This is a genomic window from Mucilaginibacter lutimaris, assembly GCF_042676625.1.
Lineage (GTDB): Bacteria > Bacteroidota > Bacteroidia > Sphingobacteriales > Sphingobacteriaceae > Mucilaginibacter > Mucilaginibacter lutimaris.
In genome coordinates this window covers 868,391-893,744 of the sequence record NZ_JBHTIA010000003.1, presented here as the reverse complement: position 1 = coordinate 893,744, position 25,354 = coordinate 868,391, and the positions used below count along the sequence as shown (strand labels likewise).

The window sequence follows — 25,354 nt, the reverse complement described above, 5'->3', positions numbered from 1 at the left end:
GTTACTGCCCGAACAATAGTTACTATATTCTGTATTATAATTACCTCAATTCGTATTTTTACAGCATAACTAAATTATGGAGAATAAACCCATAGCACGTACGCTTCGTTTACTGTCGCAATTGATGGAATTGCACGAGGTTAACCCTTTCAAAATAAAGTCGATAGCGAATGCTGCCTTTAAGGTAGACAAGCTGTCTTTCCCACTGGCGGGTAAAACCGTTGCGGAGTTGGAAAAGATAGACGGAATTGGCAAAAGCCTTGCCGCCAAAATTGCCCAGCTTTTAGAGACCGGCACCATGGGCGAATTGCAGGAAATGCTGAGCCAAACGCCTGAGGGTGTGGTAGAAATGATGAATATCAAGGGTATTGGCCCGAAAAAGGTAGCCATTATCTGGAAAGAGTTGGGTATTGAAAACGTGGGCGAATTATACTACGCCTGTAACGAGAACCGCCTGGTAGAAGCCAAAGGCTTTGGCTTAAAAACCCAGGACGAGATCAAAAAGGTGATAGAATTTCGGATGGCAGGGAATGGCAAATTCCTTTACTCGCAGGTAGAGAAGGAAGCCAACGAGCTGATGGAAGAGATACGGGGGGTGTTCCCGGAGGCGTTAAAGCATTTTGCAGGCGAGTTTCGCAGGCTTAACGAGATTATTAGCGAACTGGTTATTGTAATAGGCAGCTTAAACCAGCAAATAGCGTTTAAAGCACTGGCCGAATTAGATACGTTAAAGAATGTAGTGTTGAACGGAACACACATTTCTGCCGAATTAACCAACGGCCTGCTAGTCGATATTATTTGTGTGGATAAAGCCGATTATTACTACGAGCTTTTTGTAAACACCGGCCCTACCGAGCATGTGGATGCAGTGCTGTCACGCATAAATATACCACTTGAGCAACCCGAAACCGAAGAAATTATTTACCAGAAGGCCGGCCTTGCCTGGATGCAGCCGGAAATACGCGATGGTGATACATTTATTGAGAAAGCAGCCGAGAACAAGCTACCCACCCTTATTAGTTACCATGATCTTAAGGGCACCCTGCACAACCACAGTACATGGAGCGATGGTGTAAATACTCTTGAAGAGATTGCCTTGTATTGCCGCGATGAATTGAAATTAGAGTATCTTGGCATTTGCGACCACAGCAAAAGCGCGTTTTACGCCAAAGGCTTAAGCATTGAACGCGTTTTGCAGCAGCAGGAAGAAATAGACCATCTGAATAATAGAATTACCGGGTTCCATATCTTTAAAGGTATAGAGTCAGATATCCTGAATGACGGTTCGCTGGATTATCCTGACGAGATCCTGAAAAAATTTGATTTCATTGTGGCTTCCGTACATGCTAATCTTAAAATGACTGAAGATAAAGCTACAGCCCGCATCATTAAAGCTGTAGAAAACCCTTATACTACTATTTTGGGCCACCCAACATGCAGGTTATTACTTAGCCGCAAAGGGTATGATATTGACCATAAAAAAGTGATTGATGCCTGTGCCACAAACAATGTGGTTATTGAAATTAATGCCAACCCGCTAAGGCTCGACCTTGATTGGCGCTGGCACCAGTACGCACTGGATAAAGGCGTAATGCTATCTATAAACCCCGATGCGCATCGTAATAGCGGCTTTCATGATATGCATTTTGGCACAAACGTTGCCCGCAAAGGTGGTTTAACAAAAGAAATGTGCCTAAACGCATTAACTTTGGCCGAGATTACAAAAGTGTTTGAAAAGAAAAGAGCAGGCCGGTAACGCCAAAGCTCGGGAAGTCAGCAATGACCCAATGACCCAAAATATGTTAACAGATAAAGTACGCGAACTTCAACGATCGGGCCCAAAGCCAAATATACTGGTAATTGGCGATCTGATGATTGACCATTATATTATAGGTGATGCTAACAGGCTATCGCCGGAGGCGCCAGTGCCTATTGTAAACGTAAAAAAGGAATTTACTACCCCGGGCGGCGCGGCTAACGTGGCACAAAACCTGTTGTCGTTAGGTGCCGGCATCTCTTTGGCAGGAATTACCGGTAACGATGCCGATGCTACCCGCCTTAACGAAATTTTGGTTAACGAAGGCATTAATGCTGATGGCATTTTTAAGGATGCTAACAGGCCTACTACGGTAAAAACCCGAATAATGGCCGGCAGTCACCAATTGGTACGTGTAGACAGGGAGGTAACTACCCCCTTAACAGAAGGATTGCAAAGCGGGTTTATTGAGCAGATAAAAGCGGGGATAGCTCAAGCGGATATTATTATATTCTCTGATTATAACAAAGGTTTATTTTCTGAAGGGCTTACGCAGCAGCTTATTAACGAGGCTAACAAGCAAAGTAAAAAAGTAGTTATAGACCCTAAAGGCCTTAATTACGAAAAGTACAGGGGCGCCTACATTATAAAGCCTAACCGTAAGGAACTGGCAGAGGCCGCAAAAACAGAAAAGATTACTAATATTGACGAATTGCAACAGGCTGCCCGCGTAATCCTGAAACAAACCGGGGCCGAATATATTGTAGTAACCCTGTCTGAACAGGGCATGGTTATCATTAGCGAACTAACTTATAAGCTGTTACCGGTAAAAGCAACATCGGTATTTGATGTTACCGGGGCCGGGGATACCGTTATAGCCACAATGGTTTACTTTATGGCCCAGGGCTTAAACATTGAAGAAGCCTGCGAACTTGCCAACCATGCTGCCGCTATTGTAATAAGGCAAACGGGCTCGGCGGTAACTACCGTTAATGAGATACTGCAAGACATGAGTAACAGAGATTAAAGGTTGGAGATCAAAGATTAGGATTAAACTTAAAAGCCTTATTAACTTTTTTAAATTTAGGGTTTAGAATTTAGCATTTTAACAGATGGTTATTGAAGAACTTTACGCGCATCGGGATATAATACAAAAGGTAATTGATACGCTGTCGGCAGATATTGAGGCTGCTTGCCATACTATGGTTGCCGTATTAAAAGATGGTAAAAAGGTACTAATTGCAGGTAACGGCGGCAGCGCTGCAGATGCGCAACATATAGCGGCCGAACTTAGCGGCCGGTTTTTAAAAGAACGCAAAGCGTTACCGGGCATTGCCTTAACAGTTGATACATCGGCACTTACGGCAATAGCTAACGATTATGGTTATAACCACGTATTTTCGCGACAGGTAGAGGCCTTGGCGCAACCCGGCGATCTGTTTATAGGTATTTCTACAAGCGGTAACAGCCAGGGGATACTGAATGCCTTTGAAGCGGCTACAAAAATTGGTTGTAAAACGCTGGGCCTGTCCGGCCGCGATGGTGGTAAGATGAACGCCATTTGCGATCTGAATATCATCATACCATCGGATGTTACTGCCAGGATACAGGAAATGCACATTCTGATAGGTCATATCTTATGCAAAGCAGTGGATGATGCTTATTAAGACTAAAGCAAAAAGTGAGGATAAGGCTAAAACTCAGACAGTCAATAAATCAATAATTGTATATGCGCCACGACCTGGAAAAAACATTGCTTGCTAAAATAACCACCTTGCCCCAACTCACAGCCAATATAGCCGGCTGGAAAAGCGATGGAAAAAAGGTTGTTTTTACAAATGGTGTGTTCGACCTGCTGCATCTTGGGCACATAACTTACCTATCTAAAGCTGCCGAACTGGGCGATAAACTCATCATTGGCTTAAATACCGATGCATCAGTAAAAAGGCTTAAAGGCGAAAGCCGCCCGGTAAACGATCAAAATAACCGTGCCGCATTGTTAGCCGCGCTGTTTTTTGTTGATGCCGTTATATTGTTTGAAGAAGATACCCCGCGCGAGCTAATAACTAAATTAATGCCCGATGTGTTGATAAAAGGTGCCGACTACACGGTAGAAAATATTGCCGGTGCTAAAGAGGTATTAGCCAACGGCGGCGAGGTAAAAACAATAACCCTGGTTGATGGCTATTCATCCACATCTATTATCAACAGAATAAAGGCGCAGGTTAAAGGCGAACAAACTTGCTGAAAGATGTTTTGCAAGAAAATAAGTCAAATCCACAATCACTAAATCAATCAATTATAAATTAGCTCTGTGAAGATACTGGTGATCCGCTTTAGTTCGATGGGTGATATCATTTATACTACACCTGTTGTACGTTGCCTTAAAACGCAACTTGCTGATGCCGAGATACACTTCCTTACCAAACCGGCTTTTAAATACATTTACGACAATAACCCTTATGTTGATAAGCTGCTGCTGTTAAAGCCAAGCCTGACAGAAACCATAGCGGAGATAAAAGCAGAGGGATACGATCACATTATTGACCTGCATAATAACCTGCGCACAGCCATTATTAAGCTGCGTACAGGCATAAAAGCGTCAACCTATAAAAAGCAAACTATCCGCAAATGGCTTAGCCTCAAGCTTAATTTAAAGCTTGTACCGCCTACCCACTTGGTAGACAGATACTTAAAAGCAGTGAAATTTTTAGGTATAACCAATGACGGTAAATCTATAGACTATTATATAAAGCAAGATCATCAGCTTACTGCGCTGCTTCCGGCATCGCACCAAAACTATGTGGCTTTTATAATTGGCGCTACGCACTTTACCAAACGGATGCCTAACCAAAAGATCATCAGCATTTGCAGGCAGATCAATTGGCCGGTTGTATTGTTGGGTGGTAGTGATGTTAAAGCAAATGGAGATGAGATAGCCGCGGCCATCGGTACAAATATTTACAATGCCTGCGGTATCACTACGCTTGAGGAATCTGTTTTCCTGGTATCAAAAGCCAAAAGCATTATTGGTTTTGATACAGGCCTTACCCATATTGCCGAAGCATTTGACCGCCCTATAGTATCTATCTGGGGTGGCACCGTACCCGACCTTTTAGGCGTACAACCCTATATGGTAAAGGATGTTTTAGTGGCAGGGATTGACCTTAGCTGCCGCCCCTGCTCTAAGTTTGGGCTGGAGAAATGCCCCCTTGGTCACTTCAAATGCATGCATGATATACCCGAAGAACCTATTGCCGCTTTTGCAAACAATAAAATTTAAACGAATTATTTAGTTTAAATTATTACTTTTGCGCGCAAACAATAAACACTTATTACATGAAAAAATTATTACTTATTGCAGTTGTGCTAATGAGCGCATCTTTAGCTTCTTACGCTCAATTACCAACATTTGGTATCAAAGGTGGCGTTAACTTTGCAACATTAAATGCATCAGCTTCATCAGCAGGTACATCTGTTTCTGTAACTACAGGTACATTAACTACATTTTCGGCAGGTGTATTCGCCGATTTTAAATTAGGCGGTATCTCTTTGCAACCGGCGCTTAACTTTACCGGTAAAGGTGGCAAACAAGAAGAAGATGGCAACGTAGCCAAAATTAACTTGTATTACTTACAGTTGCCTGTTAACATTGTTTATCATGCCCCTGTAGCCATCGGCAATGTTTATTTTGGTGCTGGTCCTTACGCAGCGCTTGGTGTAACCGGTAAACAAAAATATACAGGCGGAGGCGTAACCCAAAGCGAAGATATTACTTTTGGCAGCGATGCAGGTGATGTTAAACGCACCGATTTTGGTATCAACGGTATTGCAGGTGTTGAATTTAAAAATGGTTTTCTTGTAGGCCTTAACTACGATCTTGGTTTATCAGATATCGGAAACGACGGCACAAGCCAGGCATCTACCAAAAACCGCGTATTTGGCGTTTCTGTTGGTTTTAAATTCTAACCGAGGAACTTTTACGAAACAAAAAAAGAGGGACATATGTTCCTCTTTTTTATTTTAGGGCCTATGAAAAAGTTATTGCTGATACGCCACGCCAAAGCCACGCACGAAAGCGGCTTTGCCGATTTTGAACGCCCTTTAACAGACAAGGGGTTCCAACAGGCAGAATTGATGGCCGCACGACTACAGGCAAACAGTATTCAACCACAAATATTGGTTGCAAGCCCTGCCTTGCGTACCCTGGCTACCGCGAACGTTTTTAGCCAGGTTTTAGGTTTACCAAATGCGATAACCAATAAAACTATTTATGATGCCAGCGAAAGCGCCTTACTAAAAGTGATTGAAGGCCTGCCGCAGGATAAAGATTTTATTGCCCTTGTTGGCCATAACCCCGGTATAAGCCAGGTACTTTATTACTTAAGCGGCGCCATAAAAGAAGTCCCGCCCTGCTCTGTAGCGCTGATTGAATTTGAGTTGGACACCTGGGCAGAGATTTATGAAGCTACGGGCAAACTTACTTTTTACGACACACCTAAAGATTAAGCTAAGTCCAAATTTTTTAGTCTAAAGTTCTGAGTCAAATATAAATCAGACACCAATAAAGACTTTCAACTTAAGACTAAAGACTTAGGACTTCTAATTAACCTTATACATCTTACCCGGCAACGAGCGGATAAAGCCCTGTAATTCCATGTCAAGCAGGGTCATGGCCAGTTGGCTCATAGGCATATTAGCTTTAATAGACAGGTCATCAATAGCTAACGGAAGTTTATGTTGCTGAATGATCTCGTAAACGGACCGCTCTTCGGCAGACAGATCTATAGGTAATATTAATTGCTCGGGCGCGCTCGTTATCTCGCTGTTTTTTTCCCACCCAAGGCTATAGGCCAGGTCAGCAACACAGGTAAGCAGCGCCGCTTTGTTGTTTCGGATGAGGAAGTTACACCCTTCCGAGTACTCATCCCCTAACCTGCCGGGGAATGCGAATACATCTCTGTTATAAGTATTGGCAATTTCGGCAGTAATTAATGCCCCGCCTTTTAACCCTGCTTCTACCACAACGGTAGCATCAGCCATACCGGCAACAATGCGGTTGCGCTGCGGAAAGTTCTCGCGCCCGGGTTTTGTGCCTGATGGATATTCGGTTAAAAGCCCACCATTTTGCAGCATCTTTTCGGCAAGTGAGCTGTTCTGGCTGGGGTACATCCTGTCGTAACCATGCCCAAGCACGCCAACCGTTGGTATATTTAGCGCAATGCTTTCGCGATGCGCGGCTGTATCAATACCGAGAGCCAGCCCGCTTACGATCAATACATTATAATCCTGCAATTCTTCTATTAATTGCCTGCACAAACTACGGCCATAATCTGTAGCGTTGCGGGTGCCTACAATACTTATAATACGGTGATTGTTAAGGTTGGCATTCCCTTTTGAATAGAGCAGCAAAGGCGAATCGTTACATATTTTTAGTTTACGCGGAAACCGCGGATCGGTATAGTATAAAACATCTACCTTGTTATTCTCAATGAATTTCAGCTCCTGCTCCGCCCTTCGTAAGGCCTCGTTAAAATCAGATAGTTCGAGCCTTTTGGCCCCCACGCCTCTCGCCTGTGTTAACGCCTCTTTGGATTTTTTGAACACTTCTTCGGCTCCGCCAAAGTGGCTCGCCATTGATCGTGCAAGTACCGGACCTATTTTATTTACAAACGTTAAAGCAACCTGGTGTAGTAGAGACATGTATATTTCAGAAACTCTAAATTATATATTTTCCTAAAATAATTAGCATTTATAGCTAAAATATTTCATTTATCATGTTTATAACCATAACCATAAAAATAATTTAAAATAAACTACAAAAATAGTTTGAAAACTATAAAAATAGTTTTACCTTAGTCTAACTATAAAAATAGTTTACTATGAAATTAAAGGAACTCACCAAAGCCGAAGAACAGATCATGCAGATATTGTGGCAATTGAAGGAAGGAATTGTAAAAGATATTCTGGAGAAAATTCCAGAGCCAAAGCCGGCATATAACACAGTATCAACCGTTGTGCGGGTATTGGAGGGAAAGGGATTTATAGATCATAAAGCTTATGGCAACTCGCACGTGTACTTCCCGCTCATCAGCGAGGACGATTATAAGAAATTTACTTTTGATAAGCTAATGAGCAACTACTTCGATAACTCCTACAAAAGCCTGGTTTCCTTTATTGCTGATGAAAAGGACCTTGGCCTAAAAGAACTGGATGAACTTACCGAATTGATTAACAAACTTAAATCTCAAAAAAAATGAGCTGGCTGCATTATCTCATAGAGGCAAATATATACCTGGCGGTATTTTATTTGTGTTATTGCTTGTTCTTGAACCGCGATACCCACTATATGCTGGGCCGTGTTTACCTCATATTTAGCTGCATAATTGCCTTTGTGCTGCCCTTTACACAGCTTGGTATACTTAAACCGGTTATGCCCCAAATTGAAATTGCAGAACCTGTTACCCAGGTGATTGTTCTGCCAGCAAACGTCCAGAAACCAGCTACACCTATAGACCAATTTACATTTGATGATGCCATGCCATACCTGTATATAGCCGGTGTAGCTGTAGCAGTATTCATACTAATGTTCCGCTTACGCAAGCTGTATATTCTTACACGTAAAACCGCGGTAGTAAATACTAATAATTATAAGTTGGTAAAGCTTAAAGATGATAATACAGCGTTTTCTTTTTTTAATTACCTGTTTATAGGCACCAATATACCACAGCCCGAAACTATAATAGCACACGAGTTGGTACACATTCGCCAAAAGCATTCGGCCGATATCATCTTCTTAGAGATAGTAAAAATATTTAACTGGTTTAACCCCTTCATTTATCTTATACAGCGCAGCCTTAAAACCATACACGAATACATTGCCGATGAGCAAACCGCCTCCCTTGAACAGGATGCCCTTGCCTACTCTTCTTTTCTGCTAAATAATGCTTACGGCGTGCAAGGCAATTATATAGCGCATTCATTCTTCAATTATAACCTATTAAAAAAGAGGATAATTATGTTAAACAAAAACAGATCGGGTAAGTTAGCAAGGCTAAAGTACCTGGCAGTGCTGCCGCTATGCGCGGGCATGCTCTGCACATCAACACTGGTGTTTAGTAAGGATTACGGACTGATAGACCTGGCACCGCGAAAGGCTGTGGTTAATTCATCGCTTGACACGTCAAAATACATCCTCAGGATAACTAACCCAAAAACAAACATCTCGGTAACAGGGAGTGATATGGTGTACAAGGACACCTTAACGGGAGTGGAGAAAAAATACACCGCGGCTACCCTTACTAAAGCGGACCAGGATGAGTTATTGCAAAAGAAAGGGCTTATACTCGAGAAGATCATCAGCACACCTGTTATCGACAGCGTAAATTATACATTGCAATTAACAGCACCAAATGGTACTACAGGTACAGGTAATTCTGTAGTGATTGACAATAGGGCAACGGGCTTTAAACACACCTATTCGGTTAATAACCCCATAACCGAAGCTGAGCAAAAAGATTTAGAAGCAAATGGTTATAAGCTCGCCGTAATAGAACGCCCTAAAGAGTGGGCTGATACCGGTAAACGCTTACCGACCCCACCTCAGCCGCCAAAATCAATATACAACAAAGATAAAAAAGGAAGTGCACTGGTAATTGCGCCACAATTGCCTAATCATAAAGCCTTACTCCCCCCGCCCCCTCCTTACGAAGCGGCATATATAGCTTTGTATAAACACATGGCAAAAACTTTGCGGTACCCACAATCGGCCCGGGAAAGTAAAACTGATGGAAATGTAATATTATCTTACCGCTTGAATCCCGATCATAAAATAACCGATGTAAAAGTGGAAAGAGGCATTGGCAAAGGGTGCGACGAAGCAGCTGTTAACGCACTGCGATCTTTTAACGGCATAGTTAATAAAGCCCCCGGCCAATACTATATGGTTACTGTATTTGCATTACAAGGCTATACTAAAAAATATCAGTCGATAGACGATTACAGGTCTAAACCCAACTTTGCAGGGGTTGTTGTAGCTACCGGCTACGTAAATGCCCCACCGCCACCTGCCCCACCGAAGGTTAAAAGTAAAGTACCGCCGCCACCGCCGCCAATTGAAAAAGCGCCGCCTGCCGTAAAAGAAAATCAGGATGCAAAAGTATATGACCCAGCCAAATCTCCCGTTATAATCGTAAACGATAAGATCTACAAAATTGATAAATCCGCTATAGGTAAAAAGCTAAACATCACCACGGCAGACTCGGTAATGGTGTACGCAAAGGGCGATGAATATGCGCTTAAAAGATGGGGTGATCAAGCAAAAAATGGCGTTATTTTACTTTATGGTAAGCCTTCTATTACTTTCAAATAAAGCTATCTTTCACGTAGATAACCTGCTTGGTTTCAAAAAACTCCTCCTCAAAGTAGTCTTTGAGATGATATTGCTGAACGGCTAAACCCGCGTCGGCAATTTCTTGTGTAAGGTCCCCGCCTTTTAAATACAGTATCCCGTTAGCTAATTTATTTTTGGATTGCTTGCTGAATTTACCTTTCACCCAGGGGTAAAAATCTTTTAGTTGCGTAACCGCGCGCGACACTACAAAATCAAACTGTTGCTTTATCTCTTCTGCACGGGCATGAGTTCCTTTAACGTTTTTTAAGCCCAAAGCGGAAGCTACTTCATTAACCACCTTTATTTTTTTACCAATAGAATCAACCAGATGGAAATTGGTTTCGGGGAATAAAATAGCCAAAGGGATACCCGGGAAACCACCACCTGTACCAACATCAAGCACATTTTCGTCGGGTAAAAAGGGCATAACCTTAGCAATTCCTAACGAATGCAGCACATGGCGCTCGTAAAGCAGGTCAATATCCTTACGGGATATAACGTTGATCTGGCTGTTCCAAAGCGTGTAAAGCTCCTGCAATCGGGCAAACTGTTCTTGCTGATCGGCAGTCAGATCGGGGAAATATTTCAGCAGGATCTCAGATGTCATCCTTATTATGGCGGTTAATGATGTTACCTAACAAATACCTGGCTCTAAACAATTGCGCTTTAACAGTGCCCAGGGGCAGATCGAGCTGTTGTGCTATTTCCTCGTACGATAATTCGTCGAAGTAGCGGAGCGTAATGAGGTTACGATAGCGTATAGGTAAACTTTCTATCAATAATTTAAGTTCTTGTGTTTGTTGTTTTTTAATAGACGATTCCTCGGGGTTCAGCACATCAGATTTTATCTGCAAGGGTTTTTCATCGCCCTCTTCATCTAACATGCCATGTATCGACTGTGTACTAAGCTTTTTCTTACGTATAAAATCGATACAATTGTTGGTGGCCACACGGAAAAGCCAGGTACTAAAAGCATATTCGGGCTGATACTTTTCCAGTTTTTCAAAGGCTTTGGCAAAGGTTTCAACAGTAAGGTCGTTAGCATCTTCCTTGTTGTTCACCATCTTAAGCACCATAAAGTATATCGAATCTTTATAGCGGTGCATCAGGTCGGCATATGCCTTCTGGTTTCCTTCCCTTGCTTTTACAACCAGGTGAAAATCGTTCTTTGCGTTTTCGGTAAAATTTTTATTTATTTCCATCTGGTGGTTTTAATAAATGTACCTATCAAACCAAACACATTTAAATATATATAATATGTAATGTCAAAAAACGGCAATGACCATACCAAATCGCCACAAGCCAACTGTTTAAATATCTTACGGTATATAATTAACTGTAGAGCCAACCTAAACACAACTACGCCAATGGCTAATAGCGGTTCAAATTTGTACACCAGGCACAATATAAATAAAACATAAAATAAAAACCCACTAATAGCATCAAAACTAAGCATGCGCCTGTGGTTGTTCTTATACAATTTACCTACGCCCATGTGCCTTTTCTTTTGCCTGAACCAGCCTCCCAGCGTAGTTTTAGCATCTGTATAAGTAAATGTATCGGGGTGTATTTCAATGGCGGTATTTTGTAATGTTGCGTTTTGATTTACAAACAGGTCGTCGTCGCCGGATATTACGTGCATATGCGCTGCAAAACCCTTAGCGCCAAAAAACAATGTTTTAGTATAGGCCAGGTTACGGCCAATACCCATATAGGCATTACCGTTTAAAGCCGCCGACAGGTAGTTCACAGCGGTTTTTAACGTCTCAAATCTTATGAAGGGGTTTAAAAAATTACCCGTGCGCGTGTATGGAGAGTAGCCTAAAATTATCTGCGTGTTGCCGGTAAATTTGGCTGCCATGCGGGTTACCCAGTTTAAGGTTGCCGGTTTACAATCAGCATCGGTAAATAACAAATGTTCGTATTTGGCAGCCTTTATACCCAGGGTAAGCGCGAATTTTTTACCTGTTTTAAAGCGCACATGCTCGGTAATGGTAACCACTTTAAGATGCGCAAACTCGCGCTGAATATCCTGTAGTATCTCGTCAGAATTATCGGTAGAGCAGTCGTTAATAACTACCACCTCATAATCGGGATAATTTTGCTGTAATATATAAGGTAAGTTTTGGATGAGGTTGCGGGCCTCGTTACGGGCGCTGATGATTACCGAAATGGGCACCGTTGGTGCGGGCAAGGCATCTTCGGGGGTGTAGCGCATTAGCTTGCTATGATTACTAATGAGGTAATACAGCTGAACAATAAAACATAACTGAAATAAAACAAACAGTACCCCTTGAATATAAGCTTCCAAACGCCTTTATAATAAGGTGCAAATTTGATAAAAAAGCTTGTAATGTTGTAACGTTTTAAGGCTGAAATGTTAACATATTTCGGTTTGGGGGCTCTACATTATTAAATTGTGCAAAACATTTAGCTATCAGCAACAAACATTACCGCTTTACAGCCTTAAAGGTTACAACAATAAGGCAGGTTTTGTTAATTTTGCCGGGATAAATGAAATTTAATTTAACAGCACAAGATCCCCTTTCTAAAGCCCGGGCGGGCGAGGTAACTACAGACCACGGGGTTATACAAACGCCAATTTTTATGCCTGTTGGCACAGCCGGCACCGTAAAAGCAGTACACCAGCGCGAGCTGAAAGACGATATAAAGGCGCAAATTATATTAGGGAACACCTATCACTTATACTTACGGCCGGGCTTAAACACCATTGAGCAGGCCGGCGGTTTGCATAAATTTAATGGCTGGCAGGGCCCTATTTTAACAGATAGCGGCGGCTACCAGGTATACTCGCTTACCGAAGTGCGCAAGATAAAAGAAGAAGGTGTAACCTTTCGCTCGCATGTGGATGGCTCAAAACACTTGTTTACGCCCGAAAATGTGATGGATATACAGCGCACCATTGGAGCCGATATTATTATGGCCTTTGATGAATGTACACCCTACCCCTGCAACTATAATTACGCCAAGCGCTCTATAGAGATGACCCATCGCTGGCTTAAGCGCTGCTGCGACCGCTTTGATACTACCGAGCCTAAATATGGGTATAGCCAAACGCTTTTCCCAATTGTACAAGGGTCGGTTTACAAAGATCTGCGCGTGCGTTCTGCTGAGGTTATAGCATCTTTTGAGCGCGAAGGAAATGCTATTGGCGGCCTTAGCGTAGGCGAACCTGCCGAAGAAATGTACGCCATGACAGAGGTTGTTTGCAATATATTGCCCGAACATAAGCCCCGATACCTGATGGGTGTAGGCACACCGGTTAACATATTGGAAAACATAGCCTTGGGTATTGATATGTTTGATTGTGTTATGCCAACCCGCAACGCGCGTAACGGCATGCTATTTACCAAAGATGGTATCATCAACATCAAAAACGAAAAGTGGAAGAATGATTTTAGCCCTATTGAGGCCAATAGCGACCTATATGCCGATACCTGCTACACCAAGGCTTACCTGCGCCACCTGATACATAGCGGCGAAATGCTGGGCGCACAGATAGCTACTTTGCATAACTTACACTTTTACATATGGTTAGTACAGGAAGCACGCAATAAAATCATCAGCGGTGAGTTTTACGACTGGAAGAAAGTTATGGTAACCCGTTTAGGCCAAAGATTGTAAATGAAGCGCTTTTTAGATAAGTATCTAACCATTATCGATTCCTTTATTATGAGGAAATACCTGGGCACATTTGTGTTTACCCTGGGTATTTTTCTGGTAATATCGGTAGTGTTTGACGTGTCCGAACACCTGGATAACTTCCTGAGCGACGAAACTACGATACATGATGTAATTTTTGTTTACTACGCCGGGTTTATTCCGTTTTATATGATGCTGTTGTCGCCATTAATTAACTTTTTAGCGGTAATATTCTTTACCGCTAAGATGGCCAACCAAACAGAAATTGTTCCCATTTTAACCAGTAAGGCAAGTTTTTATCGCTTTATGAGGCCCTATATCATATCGGCTTCGCTGATATTTGTGGTGTCATTATTCATAAATGTTTATGTTTTACCTTATACAAACAAGCTAAAGGTATCGTTTGAAAGCTCACATTTCTTCAAAAACGACGACCCATCCAAGAGCGAAGTGCATATCCAACTGGATAAAAGGACCTTTGTTTACCTGCAAACTTATGACCCCGGTCTGCAAACCGGGTACAATTTTACGCTCGAAAAGTTTGATGGCGATGAGCTGAAAGAGAAGCTTACAGCTACCAGTATCAAGTACGATTCACTTAAAAACAGGTGGACTTTAAACACGCCAACCATACGTTATGTAAATGGTTTAAAAGAAGTTTTAAAGCAAAACCTGCCCCCCATTGATACCGCTTTAGACATGCGCCCGGTAGACTTTGAGGCCCACGATAACATCATAAGTAACATCTATGGAGCCATGAGTTTGTCGGTTTTAAACAAGGGGATAGAGAAGGAAAAGACCCGCAGTACCGGTGTAATTGTGGACATGCAATTTGAAAAATACAGGCGTTTTGTAGAGCCATTATCAACGTTTGTACTCACTTGTATCGGGGTTGCCATAGCCTCGCGCAAGGTGCGCGGCGGGGTTGGTTTACCCCTTGGTATCGGGATTTTTATCTGTTTCACCTTTATAGTTGTAAACAAATTTGCCTTGGTTTTTGCCATTAAAGGAGGCTTCCCTCCGCTTATTGCAGTGCTTACACCGAGCACATTATTTGGCATTTTAGCCTATATCCTTATTATTAAAGCACCAAAATAATGGCTGAAACGGCTACTGATCCGAGGCAAAAACCGGCGATTCCAGGTCTAAATAAGAACCTTTTAATTCTGCATTTTACTGTTTTTATTTGGGGGTTTACAGGAATTTTAGGCCAGGCTATCACCATTACTGCAGTAAACTTGGTTTGGTACCGGGTGCTTATAGCAGCGTTTTCGTTGTTTTTTTACTTCAAATTCAGCAAAACGGCGTTTAAAATAGAGTATAAAATGGTGTTAAAACTGGCGCTTACGGGCGCTTTAGTGGGCGGCCACTGGATACTTTTTTTCGCTTCTATCAAGCTTTCTACCATTCCGGTGGCATTGGTTTGCCTCTCATCCATCACACTTTTTACCGCTATTTTCGAACCTCTGATAAACAAAACGCACATCTCAAAAATGGAGATCGTAGCCGGAATTTTAATAATTATTGGCATCGTTTTGATATTTAAATTCGAAGCGAAATACACTAAGGGTATTATAGCAGGCTTGGTTAGCGCCATATTAGCAAGTCTTTTTTCTATCATCAACAGTCGGTTTGTCAAGAAAATGGAAGCCCCTGTGATAGCATTTTACGAGTTAAGCGGCGCCTTTTTATGGATCACCATTTACCTTTTTACTACAGGTGGCACTGCACAATTTATCATTCCAAACCTTTCTGATATTGGTTACCTGGTTATCCTCGGAACCGTTTGCACGGCCCTTGCCTACGTTGCCGGGGTATCTGTAATGCGCGAGATATCGGCCTTTAAAGTAGCGCTCGTTACCAACCTTGAGCCGGTATATGGCATCATCATGTCGTTCCTGTTCTTTGGCGAAATGAATAAAATGTCGGCTGGTTTTTGGGTTGGCTCGGTAATTATTTTGTCAACTGTCTTCTTATTTCCTGTTGCTCAAAAGCAGGTGGCTAAGCGCCGCAACCGCTAATTATATGTTTCATTATTTCCAAATCTTTATCCAAATCACACCCGGTTCTTCACGGGGTAGGGGTAAAGTAGCGTTGAATTTTGACGCGTTTTAAGCCCTTCTAAGACATCCAATATTTTTAAGGTAGATTTTCATGTCGCAAATATTTCGGACGGAATAGCGACATTTTCAGTTTTTAGTTAGTGTACTGAATTTTCACTTCATATAAAATTTTAAACACAACCAAATTCGAACTAAATTTTAAATAACTATACAGATTTACTATCACAAGTATAATTTATATATATTTATAAATCAACAATTTATGAACTACATGTAAATAAAAAAATAAACTATAATTAAAAATCAATTTCACAAAATACTAAAAAAAATAGCATTTAATTAAATTAGCGCAATTATCTCTGTTTATAACATTGTAAATGAGAGAATTTAAATGTGTTAAATGATGTAAAAATTTGCTTTGCTAAAACAGTCAAGTAATTTGAATAAAGTGTATTGGATTTGAAATACGAGATTTTAAATAAATTGGGGGAGATGCATAAGCTGTATACAGATTTACAATTTGAGCGAAATTTAGCCTTAAAAAACCACCGTCTGGTAATTGAGGTAATGCCACTATCATGCCAAAATGGAGGCAGTTTTAACGAAGCTAAAAAAAACGGATTTCTAAAAAATGAAGAGCGATTTTTAGTTACCGTAGTTTCACATCGATTCAAAGTCTGACTTTCTTCGACACAAAACATAAATGGGATATTTCCATCTGCTAAGGTTCCAGATTTTTAAAACACATTTTAAAATCGCATCTTGTAGAAACTAAAAACCAGGGAGAAAAAATGAGCATTAAAAATATTATCGCGCTTGTAATTGTGGTATTGCTAACCATCATTATTATGCAGAATACCGATGAGGTAAAATTTACAATTTTGTTTAGCACCGTCTACATGTCGAAGGTGCCGGTAATGACGGGGATCGCGGTGGTTGCATTTATTTTAGGTGTATTGGTTGGCCGCCCAAAAAATAAAAAATACAACATCAGCGAACACTACGATGAACGGCACGCCGGCGACGATAAAAATACACTAAGTGACGAGGACCGGGACTACATCAGCAGAGATTAGTGTTAGATATCGGAGACCGAAGGTTAGAAGATTAGGTCTTGCCTTCCCTTTCCCTGGATTGCTATACGTTTTCAAATACCTGGTAGTTTTCTTTCATGTCTTCAAGGTTTGGGGTGTCCTCAAAAATACCAAAAACAGACGCTCCACTCCCGCTCATACTGGCGTATATGGCGCCATGCCCATACAACTCTGCTTTTACGCCACGTATAACGGGATGATCGCGGAAAATGTGCCCCTCAAAATCATTCTTAATATGCCCTCTCCATGCAGTAAGAGGCATTTTTATCAGGTCGTATAACGAATCAAGAACCGGGGCAGGTTTTACGCCTCTGTACGCCTCCGCGGTAGATACGTGCTCATCAGGCATCACCAATGCAAGTTTGTATGCCGACAGGTCAAGATTGATAGGTTCAAATTCGTCTCCCTTCTCAAACGCGAACACCGGTTTATTACGGATAAAGAATGCACAGTCGGCACCAAGCTGGCGGGCGTAGTCTTCCATCCTATCGTTGTTAAGGCCGAGGGCAAATTTTTCATTCATCAGTTTAATGAAAAAACCGGCATCGGCAGATCCCCCACCCAACCCGGCGCCTATCGGGATATTTTTATGAAGATGGATTTTTATGGGCGGCAAATCGAAATCCTTTTTCAGCAAGTGATAGCCCTTTATGCAAAGGTTGTCTTCCATCCTGCCGGGAATGTCTAAACCTGATGATTCAAAACTTAAGTCATCGGCCTCTACCACTTCCAGTACATCGTTAATTTTAACGGGGTAAAAAACGGTCTCCAGATCATGATAACCATCCGGGCGGCGGGCGGTAATATTTAGTCCGATATTTATTTTGGCGTTTGGAAATGCTATCATTAAAATTCAATTAACACCGTATGTATTTATACACATCAGTAGGATACCAAAAATAGATTATTTTTATTTGTGTTAGAATTGTTCATTGGTTCATTAGTTCAATGGTTCTTTAGTCCCGTTAACAATCCATCCAATCAACAAATCACTAAATCAATAATTACTTAAAATGAAACAGTACCTCGACCTGATGCAGCATGTGATGGAGAACGGAGCGCAAAAGCATGACCGCACCGGTACAGGCACACTCAGCGTGTTTGGCTACCAGATGCGTTTTAACCTGCAGGATGGTTTCCCGATGGTGACAACCAAGAAGCTGCACCTCAAATCCATTATACATGAGCTCATCTGGTTTTTATCAGGTGATACCAACATCCAATACCTGAAAGATAACGGCGTACGCATTTGGGACGAGTGGGCTGATGAGAATGGCAACCTTGGCCCTGTTTACGGTTACCAGTGGCGCAGCTGGCCAACACCCGATGGCGGACATATAGACCAGATAACCCAGGTAGTAAACCAACTGAAGAACAACCCCGATTCGCGCCGCATTATGGTATCGGCCTGGAATGTTGCTGATGTTAATCAAATGGCCCTGCCACCCTGCCATAGCCTGTTCCAGTTTTATGTGCAACCGGCTAATACCACAAAAGGGGAAACGCGTGGTAAGTTATCCTGCCAGCTGTATCAGCGCAGTGCCGATATATTTTTGGGTGTGCCTTTCAACATCGCGTCATACGCATTGCTTACCATGATGATGTCCCAGGTATGCGACCTGGACTATGGCGACTTTATACACACCTTTGGCGACGCGCACATTTACAATAACCACCTGGAGCAAGCCACGCTGCAACTAAGCCGTGAGCCAAGGCCATTACCAACCATGAAGATCAACCCAGATGTAAAAAGCATCTTCGATTTTAAAATTGAAGATTTTACACTGGAGAACTATGACCCGCACCCACATATAAAAGGGGTAGTTGCAGTTTAGGCATAGGTTTTGTAAATTTGAGATTATGACGGTTACAGAAATCAAAACTCGATTACACCAGGTAATTGATAGATTACCTGAAAATGAAAATCAGCTTGGCGATGTTTTGCTTTTGCTTACCAAAATTGAGCAAGGTAAAAATATTGATGACGTAACTTTTGATAGCTATGTTGATGATATCATTGCTGAAAATAAAGAGTTACTCGAGCGTTTAGCAAAATGATAACCGTTGACGCAGCCTTAAGAGCACATAACAGATTAATTGATTTATTTGGCGGGTCAAAAGGTATTAGAGATAAAGACTTATTAGATTCTGCATTAAATAGGCCTTTTGCTACTTTCGACAATATTGATTTATATCCAACTGCTATTGAAAAGGCTGTAGCCCTTCTCGAAAGTATAGCCATAAATTATCCATTTGTTGATGGTAATAAAAGAACTGCATACACTCTCATGGAAGTTATCTTACGGCATGGCAAGTTTATCCCAATAGCCACACAGGAAGAAAAGTACAACCTGGTTATCAAAGTTTGTATCGGCGAATATCGATTTGAAGAAATCAAATTATGGCTTTTGGCTAACTGTAAACCTCTCTCAACTAAAATCAAATGACAATCTCCATTATAGTAGCCATAGCCCAAAACTACGCTATTGGCAAAAACAACCAGTTACTTTGGCACATGCCTAAAGATCTTAAACATTTTAAAGAGATCACCTCAGGCCGAACTATTATCATGGGGCGCAAAACTTATGAGTCTGTAGGTAAGCCGCTGCCAAACCGCCGCAATATTGTGGTGACAAGGCAGGATATAGAGATCCCGGGCTGCGAGGTGGTAAAATCTATTAACGAAGGCCTCGAGCTTTGCAAGGGTGAGGATGAAGTGTTCATTGGAGGTGGCGCCGAGATCTACCGCCAGGCGATGGACATAACTGACCGCATCTACCTAACCATAATCCACAAAGATTTTGAAGCTGATACCTTTTTCCCAGAAATTGACTACTCAAAATGGGACGAGGCTAGCCGTGAATATAACGAGCCTGATGAGAAAAATCCGCTCCCTTATTCATTTATCACACTAAACCGCCGGTAACAAAAACTAAGATTATTTTGTTTCAATTAAAAATTTCAGGCTTGTGAAATTTTATTAGATTTGCCGTCTTATTTAAAAAGCTTATAAACTAATTAATTACATATTTAATTCGCGATGCAAGGTAAAGGGGTTATTAAATTTTTCGCCATTCTGCTGGCTGTGGTGTGCTTATACCAGCTTTCATTTACATGGGTGGCCCACAAAGTTGAGAATGATGCCGAAGTGTACTCAAAGGGAAATCCTGAAAAAAAAGCGGCATATCTTGATTCTGTTTCAACATTACCGGTTTACCCGGTGTTTGGCCATACTTACCAGTATTGCGTAGACAGGGAACTTGCCCTGGGCCTCGACTTAAAAGGCGGTATGAACGTAACGATGCAGATCTCGTTACGTGAGCTGGTAACAAAGTTATCAAACAACAATGCCGATGTTGCCTTTAACCAGGCTTTATCAAACGCGCAGGCACGTAGCGTAACCGAACAAAAAGATTACATCACCCTTTTTGTAGATGAGTATGAAAAATTAGCGCCCAACAATAAGCTTGCCGCCATATTTGCAAACAGCAACAACCAGGATAAGTTAAAATACAATTCATCAAACAGCGAAGTTGAAGCTTATCTGAAAGATCAGGCATCTACAGCGGTACAACAATCGTACACGGTACTACATACCCGTATAGATCAGTTTGGTGTAACACAACCAAACATTCAGTTGCAAAAAAGCACTAACCGTATCTTAATTGAGTTACCCGGTGTTAAAGAGCCTGAGCGTGTTCGTAAACTTCTATCGGGTTCGGCTAAACTGGAGTTCTATCAAACTTATGATAACACCGAAGTTTATAGTTTACTGAATAACATAAATGGCTTATTAGCTGCAAAAGCAAAAGCTGCTGCACCTAAAAAAGATACTGTTAAAGCTGACACCGCTAAAGCAAAACTTGCAGGTACAGCAAAACCAACAACCGCTAAAGACTCTGCCGCTTCGTTATTAAGCAAATTAAAAAACACTGCTGCCGGTAAAGATTCTGCCGGTTTAAACAAAGCACAAATTGCTGCACAGAACCCGTTATTCGCGGTTATGTCACCGGTTACCTATCAGGGTCAGGATGGCCAGCAGCAGTTAAGCCCGGGGCCTATTGTTGGCTACTCGGCTGTAAAAGATACTGCCAAAGTTAACAGCTACCTGCGTAGCGCGGATATCAAATCTGTTATTCCGCAAAACATGAAATTCCTTTGGAGTGTAAAACCTATTAAAAGCACCAAGGTATTTGAACTATATGCCATTAAACTTGCAGGTGCCGAAAACGGCCCGGTACTATCAGGTGATGTAATAAACGATGCACGTTCTGATGTTGACCAGCAAAAAGGTGGTTTTGAGGTTACCATGTACATGAACTCACAAGGTGCCCAAAAATGGAAAACAATCACAGCAGAAGCATCAGCATCGGCACAAAAAAGAGCTATCGCTATTGTGTTGGATGATAACGTTTACTCTGCCCCTAACGTTCAAAACGAAATTTCTGGTGGTGTATCATCAATATCAGGCAACTTTACACAAGAAGATACTAAAGACTTAGCCAACGTATTAAAAGCAGGTCGCTTACCGGCACCGGCCCGTATTATTGGTGAGGCTGTTGTAGGTCCGTCTTTAGGACAGGAAGCTATTAACGCAGGTTTATTATCATGTGTACTTGGTTTAGTAGTTATTTTAATCTTTATGATAGCCTACTACAAACGTGCGGGTACTGTAGCCGTTATAGCGGTATTGATTAACGTATTCTTCCTGATGGGTGTATTGGTGAGTATCCGTGCAGTATTAACGCTGCCTGGTATCGCCGGTATCATCCTGATATTAGGTGTTGCGGTTGATGCTAACGTATTGGTTTATGAGCGTGTGCGTGAAGAGCTTGCTTTAGGCAAATCTATCCGTATAGCTGTAGCCGATGGTTTTAAACATGCTTTACCATCAATTCTTGATGCCAACATCAGTACATTCTTAACAGGGGTTATCTTGTTCTTATTTGGTTCGGGTCCTATCCAGGGTTTCGCAACTACTTTGATGATCGGTATTATAACAACGTTATTCTGTTCGTTATTGATCTCAAGGCTGATATTTGAATACATGTTAGAAAAAGGTTGGGATATTACCTTCTCGCGCCCATGGAGCTCACATACTTTCAAAAACGCTAACTACGCGTTTGTTAAAAACCGCTTCAAATTTTATGCTTTCTCTGGCATATTTATCTTAGCAGGTTTAGTATCAATGGTTACACGCGGTTTTAACTACGGTGTTGATTTTGGTGGTGGCCACACTTACATTATTAAGTTTGACCACCCGGTTACTACCGAGCAGATCCATGAGTCTATAGACGGTGTTATTGGACACGGTGCCGAGGTAAAAACTTACGGTACTGATAACAAAATGAGCATCAATACCAATTACTTGATTAATGATAACTCGCCAAATGCCGATGATAAAGTTGAGGCGGCATTAATAAAAGCGTTGGCAGCTAACCCGGCCACAAAAATTGAAAAAAGCCAGATACTGAGCCATCAAAAGGTTGAAGCTACTATCGCTAACGAGGTTAAAGCCTCGGCTAAATGGACAATTATATTGGCTATCATTGTAATCTCAGCGTACATCCTGATCAGGTTCCGCAAATGGCAGTTTAGCCTTGGAGCGATGGTTGCAACCGCGCACGATTCATTGCTGGTACTATCGTTCTTCTCGTTGTTTAAAGATATCCTTCCGTTCTCTTTAGATATCGACCAGGCATTTGTTGCGGCGCTGCTTACCGTTATTGGTTATTCAATTAACGATACCGTGGTAGTGTTTGACCGTATCCGCGAATTTTTGGTGCATGAGAAAAATACCGACCCTAAAGAGGTTATCAATCACGCTATTAACAACACCTTAAGCCGTACCATTATTACCGCGTTTACAGTAATATTGATATTGGTGATATTATTCGCTTTCGGTGGCGATGTTATTAAAGGCTTCTCCTTCGCGTTGCTGATAGGTGTTATTTTTGGTACATATTCATCTATCTGTGTAGCCTCACCGGTTATTATCGATTTTGGAAAGAAAGACCTGAAATAATCATTTTTAATATTTTTAAAAGGCTCCAAAGAACATTTGGAGCCTTTTTTGTTTTACAACTATTAGCTTTCTTTAAGCTCGCACCCCAAAAGGTGTTTGATTGAGCTACAAACAATAAATAATTACTCATGAATTCTACTGATCAATCAAAATTTCCAACGGTAGTTATTATAGGTGGCGGCTTTGGCGGTATACAAGTTGCCAAACAACTTGCTGATAAACCCGTGGAAGTTGTACTAATAGATAAACACAACTATCACACATTTCAACCATTGCTATATCAGGTAGCAACGGGTAGTTTGGAGGCCGAATCTATTGCCTTCTCGCTCCGTAAAAATTTTGATGACCAAAAGAACCTCCGCTTTCGACATGCCGAAGTTAACCGGATAGATACCGAACGCAATACTGTTATAACGAGTATAGGTAACATCGATTACGATTATCTGGTTATTGCAACAGGATCTACCACCAACTTTTTCGGGAATAAGGAGATTGAGCATTACGCGATGCCTATGAAATCTATACCCGAGGCATTAAACCTACGCTACATGGTATTGCAGAACCTCGAAGAAGCCATTTTAAAGCCCTCTAAGGAAGAACGCGCTCCCCTGCTATCATTTGTACTGGTTGGCGCAGGGCCTACAGGTGTAGAGCTTGCCGGCGCTTTGGCAGAGTTGCGTAACCACGTGTTAAATAAAGATTATCCCGAACTATCTAAAGAGGAGATGAAAGTTTACCTGGTAGATTTTCTTCCGAAGGTGTTAGGCCCCTTTAGCGATGAAGGCTCTAAAGCAGCTGAGGACTATTTGCATAAAATGGGGGTTGAAGTGTTGCTGAATGTAAAAGTAGAGAGCTATGATGGTAACGAAATAAAATTTGAAGGCGGCAAAAGCATCCGTACCAAAAATGTGATATGGTCGGCCGGGGTAATGGGCGTTGTGCCCGAGGGCGTATCTAAAGAGGCTATTGAGCGTGGTAACCGTATTAAAGTAGATACCATTTGCCGCGTTGCAAGCTTTAACAACATATTTGCCATTGGTGATGTGGCCGCTATGATAACTGAGGAAACCCCCAAAGGCCATCCCGGTGTGGCACAGGTTGCCATTCAAATGGGTGACGCTACCGGTAAAAATATTTATCGCCTGATAAAAGGCGAGCAAACTGTACCTTTCAAATATAACGACAAGGGGTCATTGGCAACTATTGGCCGCAATAAGGCTATTGCCGACTTAGGTAAACTAAAATTCCAGGGATTTTTTGCCTGGTTAATATGGATGTTTGTGCATCTTATCTCCCTTATGGGCGGCCGCAACCGTGTTATTGTTTTTATTAACTGGGTTGCCAGCTATATTACCTATAATGGTGGCAGCAGGCTTATAATACGTAACTTTAGGCGCGAAGAACTTGTAGATAAGCAAGAGCAGGTATCTAAACCCGACTAACCTAATGGCTCAACATATTAAAATTACCGAATGCCCGCGCGATGCTATGCAGGGCCTGCACAATTTTGTTCCTACCGATGTAAAAGCCGAATACATAAACCTGCTTTTACAGGTAGGTTTTGATACGATAGATTTTGGCAGTTTTGTATCACCTAAGGCTATACCTCAATTACGCGATACGGCAGACGTTTTAAGCAAGCTGGACCTGGATAACACGCAATCGAAGCTGTTAGCTATTATAGCCAATTATCGCGGCGCGGAAAATGCCCTGATGCACCCCGAGATAAATTACCTGGGTTACCCCTTTTCTATCTCTGAGACTTTTCAGCTACGTAATACCAACACCACTATGGCGCAGGCATTTAATAATGTAAAGCGCATTAACGAGCTATGCGTCGCAAATAACAAAAGCTTGTTAATTTACCTGTCTATGGGTTTTGGTAACCCTTATGGAGATGAATGGAACGCTGATATTGTACAGCACTGGGCGCAAAAGATGATAGATGAAGGTATTGGCTATATAGCCTTATCAGATACTATAGGCGCATCTACCCCAGAGCAGATCACCAGCCTTTACCCTGCCCTAACCCGGTTATCTCCAATTACAGAATTTGGCGTACACCTGCACTCCACACCCGATACCTGGCAGGAAAAGTTAGCCGCGGCTTACCAGGCCGGCTGTAACAAATTTGATGTGGCCTTAAAAGGATACGGGGGATGCCCAATGGCCGCAGATGACCTTACAGGTAACATTGCTACCGAAAACCTCATAGCCTATCTCCTGCATCAAAACCTCGACCTAGGCCTTGATTTGGACAAATTAAGCGAAGCGATGGATTATTCGGGAAAAGTATTTGGGTGAAATGTATAGCTTAATATTTATCACCGGAAGTAAATCTTGACTCCTTACTCTAATGCC

General features: G+C 41.9%; 26 protein-coding genes. 21 read left to right on the top strand and 5 right to left on the bottom strand.

What is annotated here, in order from left to right:
• Positions 1–76 precede the first annotated feature (76 nt).
• The 7 genes from ACFQZI_RS04850 to ACFQZI_RS04820 all read left to right on the top strand — a co-directional run bounded on the left by ACFQZI_RS04850 (position 77) and on the right by ACFQZI_RS04820 (position 6,265).
• On the top strand, positions 77–1,756 hold the full coding sequence (locus ACFQZI_RS04850; RefSeq protein ID WP_377139143.1) for a helix-hairpin-helix domain-containing protein: 1,680 nt from the start codon (positions 77–79) through the stop codon (positions 1,754–1,756).
• The gene (gene rfaE1 / locus ACFQZI_RS04845) at positions 1,731–2,783 is read left to right on the top strand and encodes a D-glycero-beta-D-manno-heptose-7-phosphate kinase (RefSeq protein ID WP_377139140.1); all 1,053 of its coding nucleotides are present in this window, start codon (positions 1,731–1,733) and stop codon (positions 2,781–2,783) included. The genes ACFQZI_RS04850 and rfaE1 overlap by 26 nt, the downstream gene beginning before the upstream one ends.
• A gap of 85 nt (positions 2,784–2,868) precedes the next feature.
• Positions 2,869–3,423: a D-sedoheptulose 7-phosphate isomerase gene (gene gmhA / locus ACFQZI_RS04840; protein WP_377139137.1), complete on the top strand. Its 555-nt coding sequence runs from the start codon at positions 2,869–2,871 to the stop codon at positions 3,421–3,423.
• 62 nt (positions 3,424–3,485) lie between these two features.
• A complete protein-coding gene (gene rfaE2, locus ACFQZI_RS04835) occupies positions 3,486–4,004 on the top strand; it encodes a D-glycero-beta-D-manno-heptose 1-phosphate adenylyltransferase (RefSeq protein WP_377139135.1) in 519 nt (172 codons plus the stop codon).
• A gap of 66 nt (positions 4,005–4,070) precedes the next feature.
• Positions 4,071–5,039 carry a glycosyltransferase family 9 protein gene (locus ACFQZI_RS04830; RefSeq protein ID WP_377139133.1) on the top strand — a complete coding sequence of 323 codons (969 nt, stop codon included), beginning with the start codon at positions 4,071–4,073 and terminating at the stop codon, positions 5,037–5,039.
• 56 nt (positions 5,040–5,095) lie between these two features.
• A complete protein-coding gene (locus tag ACFQZI_RS04825) occupies positions 5,096–5,725 on the top strand; it encodes a porin family protein (RefSeq protein ID WP_377139130.1) in 630 nt (209 codons plus the stop codon).
• 63 nt (positions 5,726–5,788) lie between these two features.
• Positions 5,789–6,265 carry a SixA phosphatase family protein gene (locus ACFQZI_RS04820; RefSeq protein ID WP_377139127.1) on the top strand — a complete coding sequence of 159 codons (477 nt, stop codon included), beginning with the start codon at positions 5,789–5,791 and terminating at the stop codon, positions 6,263–6,265.
• A 93-nt stretch (positions 6,266–6,358) separates the two neighbouring features.
• Here ACFQZI_RS04820 and dprA read toward each other — a convergent pair whose 3' ends face one another.
• Positions 6,359–7,459 carry a DNA-processing protein DprA gene (gene dprA / locus ACFQZI_RS04815; RefSeq protein WP_377139124.1) on the bottom strand — a complete coding sequence of 367 codons (1,101 nt, stop codon included), beginning with the start codon at positions 7,457–7,459 and terminating at the stop codon, positions 6,359–6,361.
• A gap of 179 nt (positions 7,460–7,638) precedes the next feature.
• Between dprA and ACFQZI_RS04810 the strand changes: the two genes are divergently transcribed.
• The gene (locus tag ACFQZI_RS04810) at positions 7,639–8,016 is read left to right on the top strand and encodes a BlaI/MecI/CopY family transcriptional regulator (protein WP_191176196.1); all 378 of its coding nucleotides are present in this window, start codon (positions 7,639–7,641) and stop codon (positions 8,014–8,016) included.
• Positions 8,013–10,127: a M56 family metallopeptidase gene (locus tag ACFQZI_RS04805; RefSeq protein ID WP_377139122.1), complete on the top strand. Its 2,115-nt coding sequence runs from the start codon at positions 8,013–8,015 to the stop codon at positions 10,125–10,127. Before ACFQZI_RS04810 ends, ACFQZI_RS04805 begins: the two co-directional genes overlap by 4 nt.
• Here ACFQZI_RS04805 and rsmG read toward each other — a convergent pair.
• From rsmG to ACFQZI_RS04790, 3 genes are read right to left on the bottom strand one after another with little or no spacing between them, the layout of a single operon-like run.
• Positions 10,120–10,755 carry a 16S rRNA (guanine(527)-N(7))-methyltransferase RsmG gene (gene rsmG, locus ACFQZI_RS04800; protein ID WP_377139119.1) on the bottom strand — a complete coding sequence of 212 codons (636 nt, stop codon included), beginning with the start codon at positions 10,753–10,755 and terminating at the stop codon, positions 10,120–10,122. The genes ACFQZI_RS04805 and rsmG overlap by 8 nt on opposite strands.
• The gene (locus ACFQZI_RS04795) at positions 10,745–11,350 is read right to left on the bottom strand and encodes an RNA polymerase sigma factor (protein WP_377139116.1); all 606 of its coding nucleotides are present in this window, start codon (positions 11,348–11,350) and stop codon (positions 10,745–10,747) included. Before ACFQZI_RS04795 ends, rsmG begins: the two co-directional genes overlap by 11 nt.
• Positions 11,341–12,366 carry a glycosyltransferase gene (locus ACFQZI_RS04790; RefSeq protein WP_377139113.1) on the bottom strand — a complete coding sequence of 342 codons (1,026 nt, stop codon included), beginning with the start codon at positions 12,364–12,366 and terminating at the stop codon, positions 11,341–11,343. The genes ACFQZI_RS04795 and ACFQZI_RS04790 overlap by 10 nt, the downstream gene beginning before the upstream one ends.
• 296 nt (positions 12,367–12,662) lie before the next feature.
• On the opposite strand from ACFQZI_RS04790, the gene tgt reads away from it, so the two are divergent.
• From tgt to ACFQZI_RS04765, 5 genes are all read left to right on the top strand, one after another.
• A complete protein-coding gene (gene tgt / locus ACFQZI_RS04785; RefSeq protein ID WP_377139110.1) occupies positions 12,663–13,793 on the top strand; it encodes a tRNA guanosine(34) transglycosylase Tgt in 1,131 nt (376 codons plus the stop codon).
• Positions 13,794–14,909: an LptF/LptG family permease gene (locus ACFQZI_RS04780; protein ID WP_377139107.1), complete on the top strand. Its 1,116-nt coding sequence runs from the start codon at positions 13,794–13,796 to the stop codon at positions 14,907–14,909.
• On the top strand, positions 14,909–15,832 hold the full coding sequence (locus ACFQZI_RS04775; protein ID WP_377139105.1) for a DMT family transporter: 924 nt from the start codon (positions 14,909–14,911) through the stop codon (positions 15,830–15,832). The genes ACFQZI_RS04780 and ACFQZI_RS04775 overlap by 1 nt, the downstream gene beginning before the upstream one ends.
• A 501-nt stretch (positions 15,833–16,333) precedes the next feature.
• Positions 16,334–16,555: a hypothetical protein gene (locus tag ACFQZI_RS04770; protein ID WP_377139102.1), complete on the top strand. Its 222-nt coding sequence runs from the start codon at positions 16,334–16,336 to the stop codon at positions 16,553–16,555.
• Between the two features lie 110 nt (positions 16,556–16,665).
• The gene (locus ACFQZI_RS04765) at positions 16,666–16,950 is read left to right on the top strand and encodes a hypothetical protein (protein ID WP_377139100.1); all 285 of its coding nucleotides are present in this window, start codon (positions 16,666–16,668) and stop codon (positions 16,948–16,950) included.
• Positions 16,951–17,011: 61 nt separating this feature from the next.
• On the opposite strand, the gene ispE is transcribed toward ACFQZI_RS04765, so the two are convergent.
• Positions 17,012–17,815 (bottom strand): 4-(cytidine 5'-diphospho)-2-C-methyl-D-erythritol kinase, encoded by an 804-nt coding sequence (ispE, locus tag ACFQZI_RS04760; protein ID WP_377139097.1) that lies wholly within the window; start codon positions 17,813–17,815, stop codon positions 17,012–17,014.
• A 166-nt stretch (positions 17,816–17,981) separates the two neighbouring features.
• On the opposite strand from ispE, the gene ACFQZI_RS04755 reads away from it, so the two are divergent.
• From ACFQZI_RS04755 to ACFQZI_RS04725, 7 genes are all read left to right on the top strand, one after another.
• Positions 17,982–18,803, top strand: coding sequence for a thymidylate synthase (locus ACFQZI_RS04755; RefSeq protein ID WP_377139094.1), 822 nt, complete (start codon positions 17,982–17,984; stop codon positions 18,801–18,803).
• Between the two features lie 25 nt (positions 18,804–18,828).
• Positions 18,829–19,026: a hypothetical protein gene (locus ACFQZI_RS04750; protein ID WP_377139091.1), complete on the top strand. Its 198-nt coding sequence runs from the start codon at positions 18,829–18,831 to the stop codon at positions 19,024–19,026.
• A complete protein-coding gene (locus ACFQZI_RS04745; RefSeq protein WP_377139088.1) occupies positions 19,023–19,415 on the top strand; it encodes a type II toxin-antitoxin system death-on-curing family toxin in 393 nt (130 codons plus the stop codon). Before ACFQZI_RS04750 ends, ACFQZI_RS04745 begins: the two co-directional genes overlap by 4 nt.
• Positions 19,412–19,894 (top strand): dihydrofolate reductase, encoded by a 483-nt coding sequence (locus tag ACFQZI_RS04740; RefSeq protein WP_377139086.1) that lies wholly within the window; start codon positions 19,412–19,414, stop codon positions 19,892–19,894. The genes ACFQZI_RS04745 and ACFQZI_RS04740 overlap by 4 nt, the downstream gene beginning before the upstream one ends.
• A 114-nt stretch (positions 19,895–20,008) precedes the next feature.
• Positions 20,009–22,993, top strand: coding sequence for a protein translocase subunit SecDF (gene secDF / locus ACFQZI_RS04735; protein ID WP_377139083.1), 2,985 nt, complete (start codon positions 20,009–20,011; stop codon positions 22,991–22,993).
• Between the two features lie 128 nt (positions 22,994–23,121).
• The gene (locus tag ACFQZI_RS04730) at positions 23,122–24,435 is read left to right on the top strand and encodes an NAD(P)/FAD-dependent oxidoreductase (RefSeq protein ID WP_377139080.1); all 1,314 of its coding nucleotides are present in this window, start codon (positions 23,122–23,124) and stop codon (positions 24,433–24,435) included.
• Between the two features lie 4 nt (positions 24,436–24,439).
• On the top strand, positions 24,440–25,297 hold the full coding sequence (locus tag ACFQZI_RS04725) for a hydroxymethylglutaryl-CoA lyase (RefSeq protein WP_377139077.1): 858 nt from the start codon (positions 24,440–24,442) through the stop codon (positions 25,295–25,297).
• Positions 25,298–25,354: the final 57 nt, after the last annotated feature.